17 protein-coding genes are annotated in these 18286 nt (G+C 31.2%); 7 read left to right on the forward strand and 10 right to left on the reverse strand.

Annotation, left to right across the window (positions count from 1 at the left end; translation table 11 throughout):
• Positions 1–100: 100 nt before the first annotated feature.
• Positions 101–1000, reverse strand: coding sequence for a nicotinic acid mononucleotide adenyltransferase (locus HUE53_RS08480; protein WP_192188418.1), 900 nt, complete (start codon positions 998–1000; stop codon positions 101–103).
• 182 nt (positions 1001–1182) lie between these two features.
• On the opposite strand from HUE53_RS08480, the gene HUE53_RS08485 reads away from it, so the two are divergent.
• Positions 1183–2178, forward strand: coding sequence for an NAD(P)H-dependent glycerol-3-phosphate dehydrogenase (locus HUE53_RS08485; RefSeq protein ID WP_014166649.1), 996 nt, complete (start codon positions 1183–1185; stop codon positions 2176–2178).
• 175 nt (positions 2179–2353) lie between these two features.
• Here the strand turns inward: HUE53_RS08485 and HUE53_RS08490 are convergent, their stop codons facing one another.
• The 3 genes from HUE53_RS08490 to HUE53_RS08500 form a co-directional block, all read right to left on the reverse strand.
• Positions 2354–2761, reverse strand: a complete 408-nt coding sequence (locus HUE53_RS08490) for a hypothetical protein (protein WP_065213826.1) — start codon at positions 2759–2761, stop codon at positions 2354–2356.
• Positions 2762–2843: 82 nt separating this feature from the next.
• Positions 2844–3863, reverse strand: a complete 1020-nt coding sequence (gene pheS / locus HUE53_RS08495) for a phenylalanine--tRNA ligase subunit alpha (RefSeq protein ID WP_014166651.1) — start codon at positions 3861–3863, stop codon at positions 2844–2846.
• 92 nt (positions 3864–3955) lie between these two features.
• On the reverse strand, positions 3956–4312 hold the full coding sequence (locus HUE53_RS08500) for a hypothetical protein (protein ID WP_014166652.1): 357 nt from the start codon (positions 4310–4312) through the stop codon (positions 3956–3958).
• A gap of 126 nt (positions 4313–4438) precedes the next feature.
• Between HUE53_RS08500 and HUE53_RS08505 the strand changes: the two genes are divergently transcribed.
• Positions 4439–5005, forward strand: coding sequence for a CvpA family protein (locus tag HUE53_RS08505; protein ID WP_097609516.1), 567 nt, complete (start codon positions 4439–4441; stop codon positions 5003–5005).
• Positions 5006–5212: 207 nt separating this feature from the next.
• Here the strand turns inward: HUE53_RS08505 and sufD are convergent, their stop codons facing one another.
• From sufD to HUE53_RS08535, 6 genes are all read right to left on the reverse strand, one after another.
• Positions 5213–6529 (reverse strand): Fe-S cluster assembly protein SufD, encoded by a 1317-nt coding sequence (gene sufD, locus HUE53_RS08510; protein WP_014166654.1) that lies wholly within the window; start codon positions 6527–6529, stop codon positions 5213–5215.
• Positions 6530–6567: 38 nt separating this feature from the next.
• Positions 6568–6960: a four helix bundle protein gene (locus tag HUE53_RS08515; RefSeq protein WP_014166655.1), complete on the reverse strand. Its 393-nt coding sequence runs from the start codon at positions 6958–6960 to the stop codon at positions 6568–6570.
• 31 nt (positions 6961–6991) lie between these two features.
• Positions 6992–7741 (reverse strand): Fe-S cluster assembly ATPase SufC, encoded by a 750-nt coding sequence (sufC, locus tag HUE53_RS08520; protein ID WP_014166656.1) that lies wholly within the window; start codon positions 7739–7741, stop codon positions 6992–6994.
• A gap of 12 nt (positions 7742–7753) precedes the next feature.
• Positions 7754–8245, reverse strand: a complete 492-nt coding sequence (locus HUE53_RS08525; RefSeq protein WP_014166657.1) for a flavodoxin family protein — start codon at positions 8243–8245, stop codon at positions 7754–7756.
• Positions 8245–9693 carry a Fe-S cluster assembly protein SufB gene (sufB, locus tag HUE53_RS08530; protein ID WP_014166658.1) on the reverse strand — a complete coding sequence of 483 codons (1449 nt, stop codon included), beginning with the start codon at positions 9691–9693 and terminating at the stop codon, positions 8245–8247. The genes HUE53_RS08525 and sufB overlap by 1 nt, the downstream gene beginning before the upstream one ends.
• A 344-nt stretch (positions 9694–10037) precedes the next feature.
• Complete coding sequence (locus HUE53_RS08535) at positions 10038–10367, reverse strand: HesB/IscA family protein (RefSeq protein ID WP_014166659.1); 330 nt, start codon at positions 10365–10367, stop codon at positions 10038–10040.
• A gap of 163 nt (positions 10368–10530) precedes the next feature.
• Between HUE53_RS08535 and HUE53_RS08540 the strand changes: the two genes are divergently transcribed.
• The 5 genes from HUE53_RS08540 (at position 10531) to HUE53_RS08560 (ending at position 17532) form a co-directional block, all read left to right on the forward strand.
• Entirely contained in the window at positions 10531–11490 is a 960-nt protein-coding gene (locus HUE53_RS08540) for a YjgN family protein (protein WP_014166660.1), read from the forward strand.
• Positions 11490–12569 carry a M48 family metallopeptidase gene (locus HUE53_RS08545; RefSeq protein ID WP_097609521.1) on the forward strand — a complete coding sequence of 360 codons (1080 nt, stop codon included), beginning with the start codon at positions 11490–11492 and terminating at the stop codon, positions 12567–12569. Before HUE53_RS08540 ends, HUE53_RS08545 begins: the two co-directional genes overlap by 1 nt.
• A 507-nt stretch (positions 12570–13076) precedes the next feature.
• Positions 13077–13937: an MBL fold metallo-hydrolase gene (locus tag HUE53_RS08550; protein WP_065213823.1), complete on the forward strand. Its 861-nt coding sequence runs from the start codon at positions 13077–13079 to the stop codon at positions 13935–13937.
• Positions 13938–13997: 60 nt separating this feature from the next.
• Positions 13998–15608 (forward strand): S8 family peptidase, encoded by a 1611-nt coding sequence (locus tag HUE53_RS08555; protein WP_014166663.1) that lies wholly within the window; start codon positions 13998–14000, stop codon positions 15606–15608.
• 61 nt (positions 15609–15669) lie between these two features.
• The gene (locus tag HUE53_RS08560) at positions 15670–17532 is read left to right on the forward strand and encodes a M1 family metallopeptidase (RefSeq protein ID WP_014166664.1); all 1863 of its coding nucleotides are present in this window, start codon (positions 15670–15672) and stop codon (positions 17530–17532) included.
• Positions 17533–18286: the final 754 nt, after the last annotated feature.

An 18286-nucleotide genomic window follows, 5' to 3' on the forward strand; every position in this document is an offset into this window, starting at 1 on the left:
GGTTTTTGATATTCTGAATTAGTTCAGAATATAATTTCAAAAAGCGCACTTGATTTATTCAATGTGCGCTTTTTTACTAAACACCAAAAACAAACGTAACTTAACTTTTAACCCAATTATTTTTTACATCTGTTTTTGTTTTGCTAACAGGCAAACGAAGATATTGTACTAATCCTCTACCTTCAAATTCATACGTTGTACCACTTGTGTTATGAAACAATCGAATTCGATGGTCATTAATAACGCTTAATGAAAAAGATTCATTGTTCCAAAAATCATAATCTAATGTTAAATTTTTAGTATAAGGATTAAGATTGTTTGAAACACCATATAAACCATTAAAATCCCAGTATATATTATTTACATTTGTCCCTCGTAAGTCTTTTGAAGAACGAAAATGATTGTTTGTTCCGCCCGCTAGAAATTGTATGAAATTTTCTTTATCAAAATCATTTAAAGCACCTATTCTACTAGTGTACACTTTTTCCCAAGCTTTATATTCTTGTAAAAAGTAATGAATGTTATCATTAAATAATTTGTTATAACCAAAGTTATTTCGTTGGTATCCCGTTAAATAATAGCTTACTTTTCGGAAAGGATCATGTATCCTAATTTTATTATTTGTTAATTGACTTATTTCTAATTCAAATGTTCCGTATACATCATGAAAAATACGAATAGAATTAGGATAATAATTATAGGCTCCTATTCTTATTCCAAATCCGTTGCCAGTTGATCCAATACCTGTTAAGTTATTGTTAGCATATAAAGCCCCATTTAAAAAAGAAATAGTAAAAGCACGTGTTATGAAAGGAATGTCACCAGGACCTTCTGTAGCATTATAATCTACATGCCATAAATCATAACTTTCCATTAGTTTTGGTAAACTTATGTTTGTAATACTGGGAGTATGATGGTCTTCAATTATTGTTTCATGAGTACAAGACTGAAATAAGGAAGGTATTATTATAATCAATAAAAAAATTTTTATTGTTTTCATACTATTAAGATTTTGAGGTTTCCTAACTGAACTATCCAATATGCGTGCCATTTTTTTTGTAACTTTGGTTTCTTGTTTAAAATAGTAAGTTTACGTATTAGAATTTTTTATCTCATTCTAATAGGTAAATAACAAAACGTTTGCCCTAGGCGTACTAAAAATGAATAGGGAGGTAATAAAGTATGAATACACAACCCAAATTTGCTGTTATCGGTGGTGGTAGTTGGGCTACTGCAATCGTAAAAATGTTATGTGAAAATGTAGATCAAATTGCTTGGTACATGCGAAGTATTTACGCATTAGAGCATTTGAAATTACACAAACACAATCCAAACTACTTAAGTTCTGTAGCATTTGATATCAATAAATTACAACTAACGAACGATATTAATAAGGCTGTAAAAGATGCTGATTATGTAATTTTTGCAATACCTTCTGCTTTTTTGAGTGCTGAACTCGAAAAAATGACGGAGAGTCTTGATGGGAAAGTTATTTTTTCAGCGATTAAAGGAATTGTTCCTGAAAGTAGTTTAATAGTAGGAGAGCATTTTCATACAAAATACAATATACCCTACGAAAATATTGGTGTAATAACAGGTCCTTGTCATGCAGAGGAAGTAGCATTAGAGCGACTTTCTTATTTAACTATAGCTTGTGGTGATATGGAAAAAGCAAAGATTGTAGCAACCAATTTTTCTAGTTATTATATCAAGACTAAAACATCAGATGATATTGTAGGTACTGAGTATGCGGCTGTTTTAAAAAACATTTATTCTATTGCGGCAGGTATTGCTCATGGATTAGGATATGGCGATAATTTTCAAGCGGTATTAATGAGCAATGCTATTCGAGAAATGAAGCGGTTTATTAAACAGGTACATCGTATGAAACGAAATATAAATAATTCAGCTTATTTGGGAGATTTGCTCGTAACAGGATATTCTGTTTTTTCAAGGAATCGTATGTTTGGTAATATGATTGGTAAAGGATATACTGTAAAATCAGCTCAAATGGAAATGAGTATGGTTGCAGAAGGATACTATGCTACAAAAAGTGCTTGGGCATTAAATCAAGAATATGAAGCTAAAACTCCCATATTAGATGCAGTTTATCAAGTTTTGTATGAAAACAAAGAAGCAAAGAAAGTCTTTAAAAAATTAACAGAAAAATTAGATTGATTTTTAGATAATAAATGAACCGGTATAAAGGAATTTTATAAGATCTAATCTATTTTTTGATGATAGGAGAAGTCACATTACAAAAGGTATTATGTGATTTCTCCTAGTCTTTCTCCCAAAGTAAAAGATTAAACAAAATAAAATTAGGAATTATCTTCTTTTTAGATCGTCTTATTTACTTTACTACCACTCCATTTTGCCATAAAATAGGAACTTCTTCGGTAGCACGTTCATTAATTGTATTTTGTCGAAAAGTAAATTTTTTGTCGTAAAGTGTATTTCCTATGAAATAAGTTACCATAAACTCATTATTAAGGGCTAGAACACTACTTTCTATCATTTCTATTTTTAAAGCAGAAACGCTTGGCAATGTTTTAAATCCGTGACGTAATAAAGATGTTTTGCGCATTTCACCGTCTATTTTGCCGTAAGCTTTAGAAACGACTATAATATTTTCTAATTCAAAATCAGAATCATTAATAAGGTAAACATTCCATACTTTATCCATAAAATCATCATTCCATTCTTGTACAGCGGCTAAGAATACATTTTCTACTTTAGGGATTATAATGTCTTTTTTCATTTTAGTATTAATATTAAAAAGAAGAAAGTCAAAAGCTTGTTTTATTTCAGACTTTTGACTTTCAATATTTGACTTTATGTAATTATATACTTGATTTAAATTGTTCTAAGAAACGTACATCATTTTCATAGAACATACGAATGTCTCCAATTTGGTACAATAACATAGCAATACGTTCAATACCCATACCAAAAGCAAATCCATTGTATTCTTCAGGATTAATATCGCAATTTTTTAGTACGTTAGGATCTACCATTCCACATCCCATGATTTCTAACCATCCTGTTCCTTTAGTAATGCGGTAATCTATTTCATTTTTTAATCCCCAGTAAATATCTACTTCAGCACTTGGCTCTGTAAAAGGAAAATACGAAGGGCGTAAACGGATTTTAGATTTGCCAAACATCTCTTTGGTAAAATAAAGCAAAGTTTGCTTTAAATCAGCAAAAGAAACGTCTTTATCAATATATAAACCTTCTACTTGATGAAAAATACAGTGTGAACGTGAAGAAACGGCTTCGTTACGAAAAACACGTCCTGGGGAAATGGTACGAATAGGAGGTTTGTTATTTTCCATATAGCGCACTTGCACGGATGATGTATGAGTGCGTAGCAATATGTCTGGATTGGTTTGAATAAAGAAAGTATCCTGCATATCGCGTGCGGGATGATATTCCGGTAAATTTAAAGCGGTAAAATTGTGCCAATCGTCTTCAATTTCGGGGCCTTCAGAAACGTTAAAACCTACATTTGAAAAAATATCAATAATTTGGTTTTTAACTAATGATATAGGATGTCTTGAACCTAATTTAATAGGTTCGGAAGGACGTGTTAAATCACCATATAATCCTTTGACTTCTTCTTTACTTTCTAAAGCTTCTTGAATTGATTTTACTTTTTCTTCGGCTGTATTTTTTAATGTATTGATCATTTGACCAAATTCTTTTTTTTGATCATTTGGCACATTTTTAAATTCAGCAAAAATGTCTTTTACTAGTCCTTTGCTTCCAAGAAACTTAATTCGGAATGCTTCTAACTTTTCCTTATCCTGTGTATCAAAAGCTTGGGCTTCGGCAATGTATTCTTTAATCTTATCTATCATCGGTTCTCCTTTGAAAGGTGCAAATTTAATTTTTTTTAGTGATTAGTGAATAGTTTAATTTATATTTCTAATTATTCATTCGTGTGTGTTGATTACTCAATAATTTTTTTTTCCACAAAATAATTCACAATAGCTTCTTTCATTAAAACAGATTGTTCACCTGCTTTTAACGGAGGTAGTTCTTCTTTTATTTTGTAATGAGGCCAACCTTCTTGATCAAAATAGTCAAATTCGTAATACCCATAGGGCTCTAATAGCCTACAGATAGCTATGTGCATTAAATTGATTTTTTCATCTTTTTTAAAGTTTTGGTTAAATTTACCTAATTCTTGTATGCCTATTAGATAAATAATAGCATCTAAATCAAGTTCGTCACCATCGGCAAATTTATTGGATAGGAACGCAACAATTTGTTCCCAACGCTTTTTTAATTGTATATCTCGACTCATTTTTTATATAGAGGAAAGAAGAAAGATTAAAAGATTTTCTTCTTTCTGCAAATATAATACTAATAAAGGATAGCCCTCTTTTTTCTTTCTTGTTTTCTCTTTTTGTTATATTTGAAAAAAAATAAAATGGGATTTATAGATATTATTATAGGGGCTTTATTGGTTTTTGGATTTTATAAAGGATTTAAAAATGGTTTGTTTGTAGAGCTAGCTTCGTTAGTAGCTTTTTTTGTAGGAATTTTTATTGCCATTAAGTTTTCGTATCTCGTAAGTGGTATTTTACAAGAAAATGTTTTGTGGTCATCTAAAACGATTCAAGTTTCAGCATTTGTTATTACTTTGGCATTTGTTGTATTAGGAATTCATTTGATTGCAAAATTGCTTTCGAGTATTGCTAGTTTTGCTTTTTTAGGTTGGGCGAATACGTTGGCAGGAGGAGCTTTTGGCGTATTAAAATCAGTTTTATTAATTGGTGTTGTTTTGAATCTTTTTCAGAAGGTAAATGTAAATGATATGATTATAAGCAAAGAAACACAAGACAATTCCTTGTTTTTTAACCCTTGTATGAAAACATCGGAAATATTATTGCCTGTTTTGGGAGATTGGTTTGCTGATTTAAAAGAGAATTCCGATAAATGGGATGAAAAAACGGATGATGTAAAAAAACAAGAAGGGCAAGAGGGTATACATTGAAAAGATGATATAGGGTTGAACTAATATTAATTGTTTTTTATACTAAGTAAAATGGTGTTGATTAGCAAAATCAATACATTATAGTTTTAGAATTAAACCCCGTTTTGGCAAGAATAGCTAAAACGGGGTTTTTATATTTTAGAGCAGTATTTTGTAAGAATTGAGCCAATACTTTTCCATTAGATTTTATAAAAATGAACAAGTGTTTTATAGATCAAATCCCATATTTACACCTAATTTAGAGGCAATTATTTTACCAATTTTTTCTTTTAATTCAGGTATTTTTATGCTTGAAGTTACTTCGCTGGTAAAAGCGTACATTAACAATGCTTTGGCTTCTTTTTTAGGGATACCACGTTGTTGCATATAAAATAAGGCACTTTCGTCGAGCTGACCAATGGTGCACCCGTGTGAACATTTTACGTCATCAGCAAAGATTTCTAATTGTGGTTTTGCATTTATAGATGCTTTTTCACTTAATAAAACGTTGTTGTTTTGTTGGAAAGCATCTGTTTTTTGTGCTTCTTTTTCAACGTAAATTTTGCCATTAAAAACACCCGTTGCATGATCATCTAAGATACATTTGTAGTTTTGATGGCTTTCACAATTTGGTTGTGCATGCTGAACTAATGTGTAATGATCTACGTGTTGTTTGTCTCCAATAATTGTAATTCCTTTCAGGGTAGAATCAATACGTTCTCCTTGGTGATAGAAATTTAAATTGTTACGAGTAATATTTCCTCCAAAAGAGAATGTATGTACAGAAACTCGGCTTTCTTGTTTTTGAGCAATATAGGTATTATCAATTAAATTAGCGGATTGTAAATCATTTTGAATTTTATAGTAATCCACAATGGCACGTTTTTGAGCAAAAACTTCTGTTACTGAATTAGTAAATACAGGGTTTTTGTTTAAACTCTGATGACGCTCGATAATTTGCACGTGTGCATTTTCACCTACAATAACTAGATTACGGGGTTGTATCATTAGAGCATTTTCAACGCCCGTTGAGAAATAAATAATTTCAATAGGTTTTTCAACTACTTTGCTTTTAGGGATGTTTATATAGGCTCCTTCATAAGCAAAAGCGGTGTTTAAACTAGTTAATGTTTCTTCCTTACTTGCTATCTGATTAAAGTAAGTGTCAATAACCATTTTATATTTAGGTTTTGTTAATGCGGAGGACATTAAGCAAACATCTAATCCATCATGTGTGGTTGAGGATAAGAAAGTACTAAAAACACCGTCGATAAACACTACTTTATAAGTGTCTACATTGTTGATAAAGTATTTTTTTACATCCTTAATTTCAACTGCATTTTCTTTTTTAGGAAAAATGCTAAAATCGTTTTTTAATACTGTATTCAGCGATGTGTATTTCCAAGCTTCCTCTTTTTTTGTTGGAAAACCTTTAGCTTCAAAATTTTTCAATGCGGAAGTACGAAGGTCGTGTAACTCAGTGGTTACATCTACCTTTTCTTCAAACGCCATAAAAGAGGAAAGTAATTTTTCTTTTAAATCCATACTTCTTTTGTTTCAAGTTTCAAGTTTCAAATTCCAAGTTATTGGAAGTTGGTTCCTTTGAAATCTTTCTTATTTAAATAAGCAATAAAATTTTTAATAATTCTATCGCTTAGATTTTCATATTTATTTTTTAATTCTACGAATTTATCTTCTGAAATATATTCATAGTCATAAAGTCTATATATTTGAGAACGGCACTTTCCAACTGAACCTTTTGCGATAGATAAGAATTGTCCGAATTCTATATTTCCATCTGTTTCAAAACCTTCTGCTATGTTATCCATCATCGAACCAGAAGAAGATTTAATTTGTTCTTTAAATCTGAAATTAGTTTTTAGTTCCGTTTCTTTTGAGATCAAATGAATTTCTTTGGCTAATAATTGTGCTTCTTGCCAGATTTCTAATTTTTCAAACTTATTTATTGTAGTCATATAATTTGAAACCTGAAACTTGAAACAAAATTTATGCTAGCTCATTTTTAATCCAATCGTATCCTTTTTCTTCTAATTCAAGGGCTAATTCTTTAGTGCCTGATTTTACGATTTTACCATCCATTAGTACGTGAACAAAATCAGGAATGATATAATCTAACAAACGTTGATAGTGTGTAATTACTAAAACCGCATTGTTTTCATTTTTTAATTTATTTACGCCATTAGCCACAATACGTAAAGCATCAATATCTAAACCAGAATCTGTTTCGTCAAGAATGGCAATTTTAGGTTCTAACATAGCCATTTGAAAAATTTCATTACGTTTTTTTTCACCACCAGAGAACCCTTCATTTAAGGAACGAGAAAGGAATTTTCTATCCATTTCTAATAATTCTGATTTTTCACGAATTTTTTTCAGCATTTCGTTAGCAGGCATTTCTTCTTCACCATTTGCTTTACGTTTTTCATTAATGGCTGTTTTAATGAAGTTGGTTACTGAAACCCCTGGGATTTCAATAGGGTATTGAAATGATAGGAAAACGCCTTTATGAGCTCTTTCTTCAGGAGCCATTTCAGAAATTTCTTCACCATCTAAAATAATTTCACCTTGAGAAACCTCATAGTTTTCATTTCCAGCAATGATAGAAGAAAGTGTTGACTTACCAGCACCATTAGGTCCCATAATTGCGTGAACTTCACCCGCTTTAATTTCAAGGTTGATACCTTTTAATATTTCTTTGTCTTCTATCGAAGCATGTAAGTTACTAATCTTAAGCATTTTGTTTATATTTTATAAAAAAGCTAATTCTACGTTGTTTAATTCCTTAGGATTATCGGCATTAATATGCTTATTTCCTATATATTGCATTCCTAAGTATTCGGCTGATTTTTGAAAGGGTATATAGAAATTATAGTCTAAATCTTTTTCAAAATCATGCGAATTAGAAATTACGGCCATTTTTTTTCCTCTTAATTTTCTGCCCCAATCTTTTTCAATTTGGATTAAATCAGAAAAGCGATCGAAAAAAACCTTCATGATACCGCTCATATTGTACCAATATATTGGTGTTGCAAATAGAAGGGTGTCATATTTTTGTATGATTTTCTTCATTAGCGGAAGAAAATCATCTGTTGTATTTTTGTTCTCGTAATCGTAATAAGTAAACTGGTAATCACTTAAATTAATAATAGCCATTTTATATTGCTTTGCAATAGCATCAGCAATTGTGGTGGTATTACCATTTTTACGAGATGAACCAACTATAATTACGGAATTGCTCATTATCCTACTGACCCTTCTAAAGAAATTTCTAATAATTTTTGCGCTTCTACCGCAAATTCCATTGGCAGCTTATTTAATACTTCTTTGCTAAAACCATTTACAATTAATGCAATTGCTTTTTCTGTAGGGATACCACGTTGATTACAGTAAAAAATTTGGTCTTCGCCAATTTTAGAAGTTGTGGCTTCGTGTTCGATTTTTGCGGTTGAATTTTTGGATTCAATGTAAGGGAAGGTATGTGCGCCACAGTTGTTACCCATTAATAAAGAGTCACATTGAGAGAAGTTACGTGCATTTTCGGCACGAGAACTAATTTGTACTAATCCTCTATAGCTGTTTTGTGATTTTCCAGCAGATATACCTTTAGAAATGATTGTTGACTTGGTGTTTTTACCTAAGTGAATCATTTTCGTTCCAGTATCTGCCTGTTGAAAATTGTTGGTAACGGCAATAGAGTAAAATTCGCCTATTGAGTTATCTCCTTTTAGTATGCAAGACGGGTATTTCCAGGTTACAGCAGAACCTGTTTCAACTTGTGTCCAAGAAATTTTAGCATTCTTTTCGCATAAACCGCGTTTAGTTACGAAGTTATAGACACCGCCTTTTCCTTCTTTATTTCCTGGATACCAGTTTTGAACGGTTGAGTATTTAATTTCGGCATTGTCAAGAGCAATGAGTTCAACAACAGCTGCGTGCAATTGATTTTCATCACGACTAGGTGCTGTACAGCCTTCTAAATAAGAAACGTAGCTGCCTTGATCAGCAATAACTAAAGTTCTTTCAAACTGTCCCGTTCCTCCTTGGTTAATACGGAAATAGGTTGATAACTCCATAGGGCAACGAACGCCTTTTGGTATATAGCAAAAACTTCCATCAGAAAAAACAGCGGAATTTAAGGCTGCATAGAAATTATCTTTTTGAGGAACAACAGTTCCGATATATTTTCGAACCAGTTCAGGGTGTTCTTGAATAGCTTCTGATATAGAACAAAAAATAATACCTTTTTCGGCTAAGGTTTTTTTAAATGTAGTGGCTACAGATACTGAATCCATTACAATATCAACGGCAACCCCTGTTAGTTGTTTTTGCTCATCAATTGAGATTCCTAACTTTTTAAATGTTTCTAATAGTTCGGGATCTACTTCGTCTAAACTATTGTATTTGTCTTTTTTCTTAGGTGCGGAATAGTATGATACTGCTTGAAAATCAGGTTTTTCATAATGAACGTTAGCCCATTCTGGTTCTGTCATTTCATTCCAAATACGAAATGCTTCTAAACGCCATTCGGTCATCCATTCCGGTTCGTTTTTCTTTTTAGAAATAGCTCGAACAATACCTTCGTTTAAGCCCGCAGGAAACGTTTCTGACTCGATATCAGTGTAAAAACCGTATTCGTATTCTTTGTTTTCTAGTTCTATTTTTAAATCGTCTTCGGTATATTTACTCATTTTGTATATAATGTTTTTAAAGTTAAAAGTTATAAAGCTGAATCCAGATACTTTATTAATTCACTTGTTAACTTTGATATATCACTAATTTTAGCATTCATTTTCAAATTCTTCTATTGAAATATACTTCAAATCAAAAGCTAAATAGAGCGAGAATAAATTCTCCAACTGAAGCTTTTGTTATAAGAAGAAACGGTATCTAACAATCTTTAGTCGTTTCTTTTTTTGGATCTTTCCATCTTCTTTAGAAGTTATAGAAAGACTTATTCTTTATTAATGGGCTTCATTAAACCATAATCTTTTGAAAAAGGTTTCTTTTTGTTTGCAATGCTATATGTTTTAAATTAAAGAGAAAAACTCTCGCCACACCCACAGGTTCTTTGTGCATTGGGGTTGTTAAAAACAAAACCCTTACCATTAAGCCCTCCTGAATATTCAAGTACAGTGCCTATTAGATACAAATATGATTTTTTTTCAACAGCTATCTTAACGTTATTGTCTTCAAAAATTTTGTCGTTTTCGGTGGTTTCTTTGTCAAATTTAAGCTCATAAGATAAGCCCGAACAACCGCCACTTTTTACTCCTACACGCACGAAATCTTTTGAAGCATCAAAGCCGTCTTCTTTCATCATATCCATGATTTTCTTACTTGCTGATTCTGAAACTTTTATCATTTCTTATTTTGATTTTGTCTAAATTAATTGCAAAGGTACAACATAAAAATTCTTTTTCATAATCTCTAACATTTTTGTAATCAATTTTATAATAAAAAATAGTTATGATAGATTCTTGAATTCCTTTATATTGCGTTACAAAAACAAATTAACTATTTAAAGAATGGATCAAAAATTAAAGCAAGCTAAAAGCTACAGTATGGACTTTTGCGGGAAAGGCGAAACGTATTTTGGAATTTTAATTCTTAATTGGGTATTAAATGCTGTAACACTAGGCTTTTATCATCCTTGGGCAAAAGAAAAACGGTTGAAATATTTGTATAGTGAAACGACCTTAGACGGGAGTCCTTTTGAGTTTCATGGTACAGGAAAAGAAATGTTTAAAGGATATATAACAAGTATTGCGGTTTTTTTAGGTCTAGCGGTTTTTTTAGGTTTAATTTATCATGCAGGTTTTGAAAGTATTGCTTCCCTATTTTTAGTAGGTGTTATTTTAGTTATAGTGCCTTTTGCTATACACGGGTCTTATCGTTACAGAATGTCTAGAACTTCATGGAGAGGGATTCGTTTTGGGTATAGAGGAAACCGTAAGGAATTAATGATTAATTTCTTAAAATGGTTTGGGCTTACTGTAATAACATTTGGAATTTATGGTTCTTGGTTTACAATTAACTTAAGAAAATATACTCTTCAAAATATTCGTTTAGGAAATATAAAAATGGAGTATGAGGGAAATGGGGGCGATTATTTGATACTAAATATTAAAGGTTATTTTTTAACCTTGTTTACTCTTGGTATTTATGGTTTTTGGTGGCAAAAAGAAATTATTGAATATTATATAAATAACCTAAAAATGTACAAAGATGAAGACGAATTAAAAATTTCTACCAATATTACTGGGGGAGAACTTTTTAAGGTAGCCATTGTCAATTTGTTAATTATCATGTTTACTTTTGGTATAGGAGCAGCTTGGGTTGAAATGCGCATTATGAAGTTCCTATTGTCCTCTATTCAATTAGAAGGAACAATTGATCTTAGCACGATTAATCAAACAGAAGAGATTTATAAAGATGCTACAGGTGAGGATATGGAAGATATGTTAGATATGGATTTAGTAATATAATGACAATAACTAAGGCACAAGCTATATATTATGATGGGGTTTCTTCTAAACCCCATTTCGTTGAACTTTTTTTAGATATTAGAAAAAACTGCCTGTTTTTTGAAAATAAAGAAAAAGGTTGTTTAAATTGGTCTATTAACGAATTGGATCACACTTTTCAATCCAATCTAGTAGTATTGCATTACAAGTTAGATGTTTCGCAAAACATTCAAATAACGGATCAAAAATTCATACAAGAATTTAAACAATATTTGTCTGAAAACAAGCAACTTGATTGGAATCAAAAAATTAGAAATTTAAATTTAATTATAGTTATTTCTATAGCCATGATTTTATTTGTTTCTGTTATTTTTAGCTATTTTTATGTAGTTCCCTGGTTAGGAGAAAAAGCCGCCGTTTTATTACCTCAAAGTTTTGATGACAAGTTGGGAGTTTCAGCTTTTAATCAATTTATTTTAACTGAAAATAAAAAAGAAAAAGAGTCTCAATTATTGCAAGAATTTGCAGACCAACTAAAATTAAAAAATACTAAAAAATTACATTTTACGATAGTAGATTCGCCTATAGTAAATGCGTTTGCTCTTCCTGATGGAAATATAGTGGTTTATAAAGGAATATTAGATAAGATAAAAACGTATGAAGAATTAGTAGCCTTACTAGGTCATGAAACAGCTCATGTAAACCAAAGGCATGCAATAAAATTATTATGCAGAGATTTATCAGGGTATCTTTTTTTATCAGTAATGTTAGGAGATATAAATGGTATCATGTCTGTGGTAGGACAGCATGCAGATAGTTTGTATTCGCTCTCCTTTTCCAGAAACTTTGAAACACAGTCAGATGAGGAAGGTTTTAAACTAATGTTGGCTAATCAAATAGATCCCAAAGGCATGATAGATTTATTTACCACATTAGAAAAAGAAGAAAACTCTACAGCTTTATCAGTTCCTGAATTTTTGAGCTCACATCCTATAACTAAAGAACGAATTAATACGATACAGAAACTGATCGTAAAAAAAACATATCGTTTTAATAAAAATAAGAAACTTGAGCACCTTTTTAATGAATTAAAAAAATGAGAACTATTCTTATTCTAGAAATTTTATATTCTGGAATTATTGCTTAATGTGAAATCCAAATTATATGTTAGATTTTATAATAGAAATAAAAGGATAAAGAAAAAGTAAATATTAAAAAATACTCTGTTTAGATGATAAAATGATTCAAATATTAAAAATAATACAGTATGAATCATATAAAGCGTGAACATCAAAGAAAACAAACTCCATTTTAATGTTTCAAATAACACTGAAAAAGCTCATTTGAAAGGGGAGTTCAATTAGAATTTCTAGAAATTATTCAATAGATAAAAAAACAAAATTTGATAAATCACTAAGAAAAGATACCGCAGAAAGACACCATTTAATATCTATTTTGTGTAAGTAAAGTCATAAGAGAAACGTCATACATCTTTTTAGTATATTTGACTTTCCTAATCATAAATTAAAGACATAAAAAAGATCTTCTCAAAGCCTATACAAAAACAATGGCTTCATGTATGAATATAAAAATAAAGTTTGAACATTATGAAAATATATCCCATAGAATCAGGTAATTTTAAATTAGACGGAGGCGCTATGTTTGGAGTTGTACCCAAAGCTATTTGGAACAAAACCAATCCTGCAGACTCTAATAACTTAATAGATATAGCAGCTCGTTGTATGCTCATTGAAGAAGGAAACCGGTTAACTTTGATAGATACAGGAATGGGAAATAAACAATCCGAAAAATTTTTTGGTTATTATTCTTTATGGGGAGAGGATACTTTGGATAAATCATTAGCTAAATACGGTTTTCATCGAGAGGATATAACAGATGTATTTATGACCCATTTACATTTTGATCATTGTGGAGGATGTGTCAACTGGAATAAAGATAGAACAGGGTATGAAGTAGCATTTAAAAAGGCAACCTATTGGACTAATGAAAACCATTGGGAATGGGCTACTAAGCCCAATCCAAGAGAGAAGGCCTCTTTTTTGAGTGAAAATATTTTACCCATGCAAGAAAGTGGGCATTTAAATTTTATAAAAAGGTCTGATTCAGACTATGGAATTTCAGATGAGTTGAATTTTGGTATTTTATATGTTGATGGTCACACGGAAAAACAAATGATACCCCACATACAATATAAAGATAAAACAATCGTTTTTATGGCAGATTTGTTAGCTACAGCAGGACATATACCTCTGCCTTATGTAATGGGATATGATACTCGCCCGCTGTTAACACTATCCGAAAAAGAAAAATTTTTGAACGAAGCAGCCGAAAAAAACTTTTATTTATGGTTGGAGCATGATGCACATAATCCCATTATAACAGTTGAAAAAACAGAAAAAGGCGTTCGACTAAAAGAAACTTTTCAATTAGAGGATATATTAATCTAATGTTAAAACAACTTTTTGATATTAATATAAATAAGATATTTACAGCCTAAAATTATATTTATGAGAATTTTAAAAACGATAACTTTTACGGGTGCTATAGGAATGATGATTGCTAGTTGTAGTGCGCCAAAAGGAATTGTGAGCATTGATCCTAAAAAAATTGATCAAATGCCTTTAAAAATGACTCCCATTAAGGAAAAAGACTTACAACGTTGGAGTCATCTAGATCTTATTAAAGATACGATTCCAGGAATGGGAGTTGATAAAGCGTATGATCAATTATTAAAAGGGAAAAAAGCAAATAAGATCATTGTAGGTGTTATTGACTCTGGAATTGATATTGAACATGAAGATTTAAAACCAGCCATTTGGAAAAATTCCAAAGAAATTCCAGGAAATAAAAAAGACGATGATAATAATGGTTATATAGACGATATTCATGGATGGAACTTTTTAGGGGATGCAGATAACGAACAGTTAGAATTAACCCGCATCGTGAAAAAAGGGAATGATGGTTCCGTTCAATATGAAAATGCTTTAGCTCTTTTAACACAAAAAAAATCTGAGCTAGAACCTCAAAAAACTCAAATAGACGCAATTGTAAATGCAGATAAAAACATTGCGGAGTATTTAAAAAAGAAAAATTATACTCTTGCTGAGGTAAAAACAATCAAAACAACAGATCAAACATTGCTTCAATCTCAAAATATTATTGGGCAAGTATTGTCTAACATGGGAGGAGATAAAGCAAAATTTGATACTGAAATAGGAGAGTATAAAGATTATGTTTATGATCAATTAAATTATAATTTAAATACAGAATTTGATGGACGTAAACCAGTAGGCGATAATCCTTACGATATTACCCAAACAAAATATGGCAATAGCAATGTTATAGGGCCTAAGAAAGAAAGTGGTAAACACGGAACTCACGTAGCGGGAATTATAGCACAAACTAGAGGTAATGGAAAAGGAGGCGATGGTGTAGCATCAGAATACGTTCAAATTATGGCATTACGTGCCGTTCCTAATGGCGATGAATATGATAAAGACATTGCTTTAGCTATTCGTTATGCGGTAGATAATGGAGCCAAAGTAATCAATGGAAGTTTTGGAAAAGCTTTTTCTCCTAATAAAGAATGGGTTTATGACGCTATTAAATATGCAGCCTCCAAAGATGTACTTTTTGTTCACGCAGCAGGGAATGATGCAGAAAATATTGATGTAAAGCCTAATTACCCTAATGATGCAGAAGGAAGTAATCCCGAATTTGCAGATAACGTAATTACAGTAGGCGCTTTAAATTATGAGTACGGATCAAAAGTAATGGCTAATTTTTCTAACTACGGAAAGGTAAATGTAGATGTTTTTGCACCGGGGGTAAAAATATATGCAACCGTTCCTAATAATCAATATGAATATTTGCAAGGGACCTCTATGGCATCGCCCAATGTTGCTGGAGTAGCAGCCTTAATAAGAGCTTTTTACCCAGAATTAAAAGCTGTTCAAGTAAAACAAATTTTAATAGAATCAGGGATTTCTTTAACCAACACTTTTGCCCTAGCGGGCGAAAATGCTGAACCTACTACTTTAGATAAAATTTCTAAATCCGGTAAAATAGTAAATGCTTATAATGCCTTAAAAATGGCTGAAAAAATTACAAAAAAATAACTCTTAGTTTAAATTAGTATATTTGGAAGGGATTTAATCCCTTCTTTTTTATTTAATAGATATGAAAAAATACGTACTATTCTTTTTCCCTTTATTGGCTTTAGCGCAAAAAAATCCCAATCCCAGTTATTGGCAACAGCATGCAGATTATAAGATGGAAGTTTATATGGATGTGAAAAATTATCAATATAAAGGGAAACAAACATTGCTATATACTAATAATTCTCCAGACACCTTAAAGAGAGTATATATACATTTGTATAACAATGCTTTTCAGCCTAACAGTCCCATGGATGCGCGTTTAAAATCAATTAAAGATCCTGATGGACGCATGGTAAATAAAGTAAAAGTAGAGGGTAAAGAAGTAAAAGAAAGTAGAATTAGTGCTTTAAAACCTAATGAAATAGGATATTTATATGTAAATAATTTAAAGCAAGACGGTATAGCCGTTATAAGTAAACGTGTAAGTACCATTTTAGAGGTAAATTTGGCAAAACCTCTTATGCCTAAAACAAGCACTACCTTTACAATGGATTTTGATGGACAAGTACCTGTTCAAATTCGTAGAAGTGGTAGAAATAACAAAGAAGGAATAGAACTTTCTATGTCACAATGGTATCCTAAAATGGCTGAATATGACATAGATGGTTGGCAAGCAGACCCTTATATTGGTCGTGAATTTCACGGCGTATGGGGTAATTTCGATGTTAAAATTACCATAGATAAAGAATATGTCTTAGGAGGAAGCGGATATCTACAAAATGCAAATGAAGTTGGAAAAGGATATGAAGAAAATGGTTTTAAAGTAATATATCCTAAAAAAGCAAAAACCCTAACATGGCATTTTATAGCTCCTCAAGTTCATGATTTTACTTGGGCTGCAGATAAAGAATATCTTCATGATAAGTTAATACGTCCTGATGGTGTTACACTACACTTTTTATATCAAAATAAACCCGAAATTATTCAAAATTGGAAAAATTTACAACCTAAAACTTCTCAGTTAATGGATATATACAATAAAACAGTTGGCTCATATCCTTATAAACAATATTCTGTTATACAAGGTGGAGATGGAGGTATGGAATATGCAATGTGTACCTTAATTTTAGGAGAAGGAACCCAAGAAGGTCTAATTGGGGTTACCGCTCACGAAATGGCACATTCTTGGTTTCAACATATTTTAGCAACAAACGAAAGTAAATATAGTTGGATGGACGAGGGGTTTACCACTTGGTTAGAAAATTATGGGTTAAATGAAATAGCAGATAAAAAACTACAAAACCCTCATGAAGATTCCTATAAAGCATATTTTTCATTAGTTAAATCAGGAAAAGAACAACCACAAACTACTCACGCAGATCATTATGATGAAAATAGACCGTATAGCATTCAGGCTTATAGCAAAGGTAACTTGTTTTTAACCCAACTAGAATACCTTGTTGGAAAAGAAAATTTAATTAAAATTTTAAAACGCTATTATGCCGATTTTAAATTTACGCATCCAACTCCAACAGATATTATCCATACAGCTGAAAAAATAACAGGAGCCAATTTAGATTGGTACCTAACAGAATGGACTAAAACAACAAATACTATTGATTACGCAATAAAAGAAGTAGTTGAAGAAAAACAGGCAACAAAAGTTACCCTAGAACGTTTGGGGAGAACACCTATGCCGATTGAAATAACTGTTTCTTACGAAAATGGAACGCAAGAGCTCTATTATATACCTCAAACAGCCATGCGTTGGTCAAAACCCAATGAATCTAATTTAAAAAGAAATGATTTAGAAAGCTGGGATTGGGCTTATCCAACGTATGATTTTACCATACCATCTTTGAAACAAAACATAAAAGCAATAGTGATTGATGCTAAAGGAGAAATGGCCGATATAAAACGAGAAAACCAAATATATAGATAAACTTAGCATTTTTAATTTTTGGTTTTAAGAGGTTGCCCCAAAAAATAGAGTAAGGCTTAACCTCTTTTTTTATGGTTGAATCCAGATTATTTGTTGTATCGTTTAAACTTTGAATTTTCTTTTTAAAAATAGGACATCTATAAAAGCAACAAAAATTAGTGTTGGTTCTCAATGCGCTTCGCGCTCGAACGAACGATGATTCCAATTATATACTCAACCGTCTGTTCGAGTTGTTTTTAAAATAAAAAAAACGTATCGAGAACTTTACTTTTAAATCCAGTATATTTTAAGTTTAAATGGTATAACTACTTTGTTTAGATTAAAAAACATTTTTATCCGTAATAAATTTCTAATGAGTAATTAGGTGTTAATCCAAAATTCGCGTCAGACATAGTTGTGAAAGAAGAAATCTCAATAAAAATCAAGTGATCATGGAAGTTTTTAGAAGAAGTAATACAACACGACTTAAAATGTGTTATTTTGACTAAGAATTGATTGATACACTGTGTGGTTAAATGACTAAGATTTGGATAAGTTTCTGAATTTGAAAAGTAAAACAGACAGTCTTTGTCAGTTCACTTTGAATCTAATGGAAAATAAAATTCTCGTTAAGATACCTTTTTCGCGTAAATGACTTTTTTAATAAAAAAAAGGTAGAGAAATTCTCCACCCATTTTGCCCCAAATCTACCATAACTTAACCTACTTATTGTAATGGTAGTTCAAATCTAGTGTAGAGGGGTATGTTTTCCAAA

It is taken from the genome of Flavobacterium columnare (genome assembly GCF_014844295.1).
In the GTDB taxonomy this organism is placed as follows: Bacteria; Bacteroidota; Bacteroidia; order Flavobacteriales; family Flavobacteriaceae; genus Flavobacterium; species Flavobacterium columnare.

Excerpts from the sequence above, each read along its gene's own strand:
- HUE53_RS08480 (WP_192188418.1), bottom strand. The coding sequence starts at position 1,000 with ATGAAAACAATAAAAATTTTTTTATTGATTATAATAATACCTTCCTTA.
- HUE53_RS08485 (WP_014166649.1), top strand. The coding sequence starts at position 1,183 with ATGAATACACAACCCAAATTTGCTGTTATCGGTGGTGGTAGTTGGGCT.
- HUE53_RS08490 (WP_065213826.1), bottom strand. The coding sequence starts at position 2,761 with ATGAAAAAAGACATTATAATCCCTAAAGTAGAAAATGTATTCTTAGCC.
- pheS (WP_014166651.1), bottom strand. The coding sequence starts at position 3,863 with ATGATAGATAAGATTAAAGAATACATTGCCGAAGCCCAAGCTTTTGAT.
- HUE53_RS08500 (WP_014166652.1), bottom strand. The coding sequence starts at position 4,312 with ATGAGTCGAGATATACAATTAAAAAAGCGTTGGGAACAAATTGTTGCG.
- HUE53_RS08505 (WP_097609516.1), top strand. The coding sequence starts at position 4,439 with ATGGGATTTATAGATATTATTATAGGGGCTTTATTGGTTTTTGGATTT.
- sufD (WP_014166654.1), bottom strand. The coding sequence starts at position 6,529 with ATGGATTTAAAAGAAAAATTACTTTCCTCTTTTATGGCGTTTGAAGAA.
- HUE53_RS08515 (WP_014166655.1), bottom strand. The coding sequence starts at position 6,960 with ATGACTACAATAAATAAGTTTGAAAAATTAGAAATCTGGCAAGAAGCA.
- sufC (WP_014166656.1), bottom strand. The coding sequence starts at position 7,741 with ATGCTTAAGATTAGTAACTTACATGCTTCGATAGAAGACAAAGAAATA.
- HUE53_RS08525 (WP_014166657.1), bottom strand. The coding sequence starts at position 8,245 with ATGAGCAATTCCGTAATTATAGTTGGTTCATCTCGTAAAAATGGTAAT.
- sufB (WP_014166658.1), bottom strand. The coding sequence starts at position 9,693 with ATGAGTAAATATACCGAAGACGATTTAAAAATAGAACTAGAAAACAAA.
- HUE53_RS08535 (WP_014166659.1), bottom strand. The coding sequence starts at position 10,367 with ATGATAAAAGTTTCAGAATCAGCAAGTAAGAAAATCATGGATATGATG.
- HUE53_RS08540 (WP_014166660.1), top strand. The coding sequence starts at position 10,531 with ATGGATCAAAAATTAAAGCAAGCTAAAAGCTACAGTATGGACTTTTGC.
- HUE53_RS08545 (WP_097609521.1), top strand. The coding sequence starts at position 11,490 with ATGACAATAACTAAGGCACAAGCTATATATTATGATGGGGTTTCTTCT.
- HUE53_RS08550 (WP_065213823.1), top strand. The coding sequence starts at position 13,077 with ATGAAAATATATCCCATAGAATCAGGTAATTTTAAATTAGACGGAGGC.
- HUE53_RS08555 (WP_014166663.1), top strand. The coding sequence starts at position 13,998 with ATGAGAATTTTAAAAACGATAACTTTTACGGGTGCTATAGGAATGATG.
- HUE53_RS08560 (WP_014166664.1), top strand. The coding sequence starts at position 15,670 with ATGAAAAAATACGTACTATTCTTTTTCCCTTTATTGGCTTTAGCGCAA.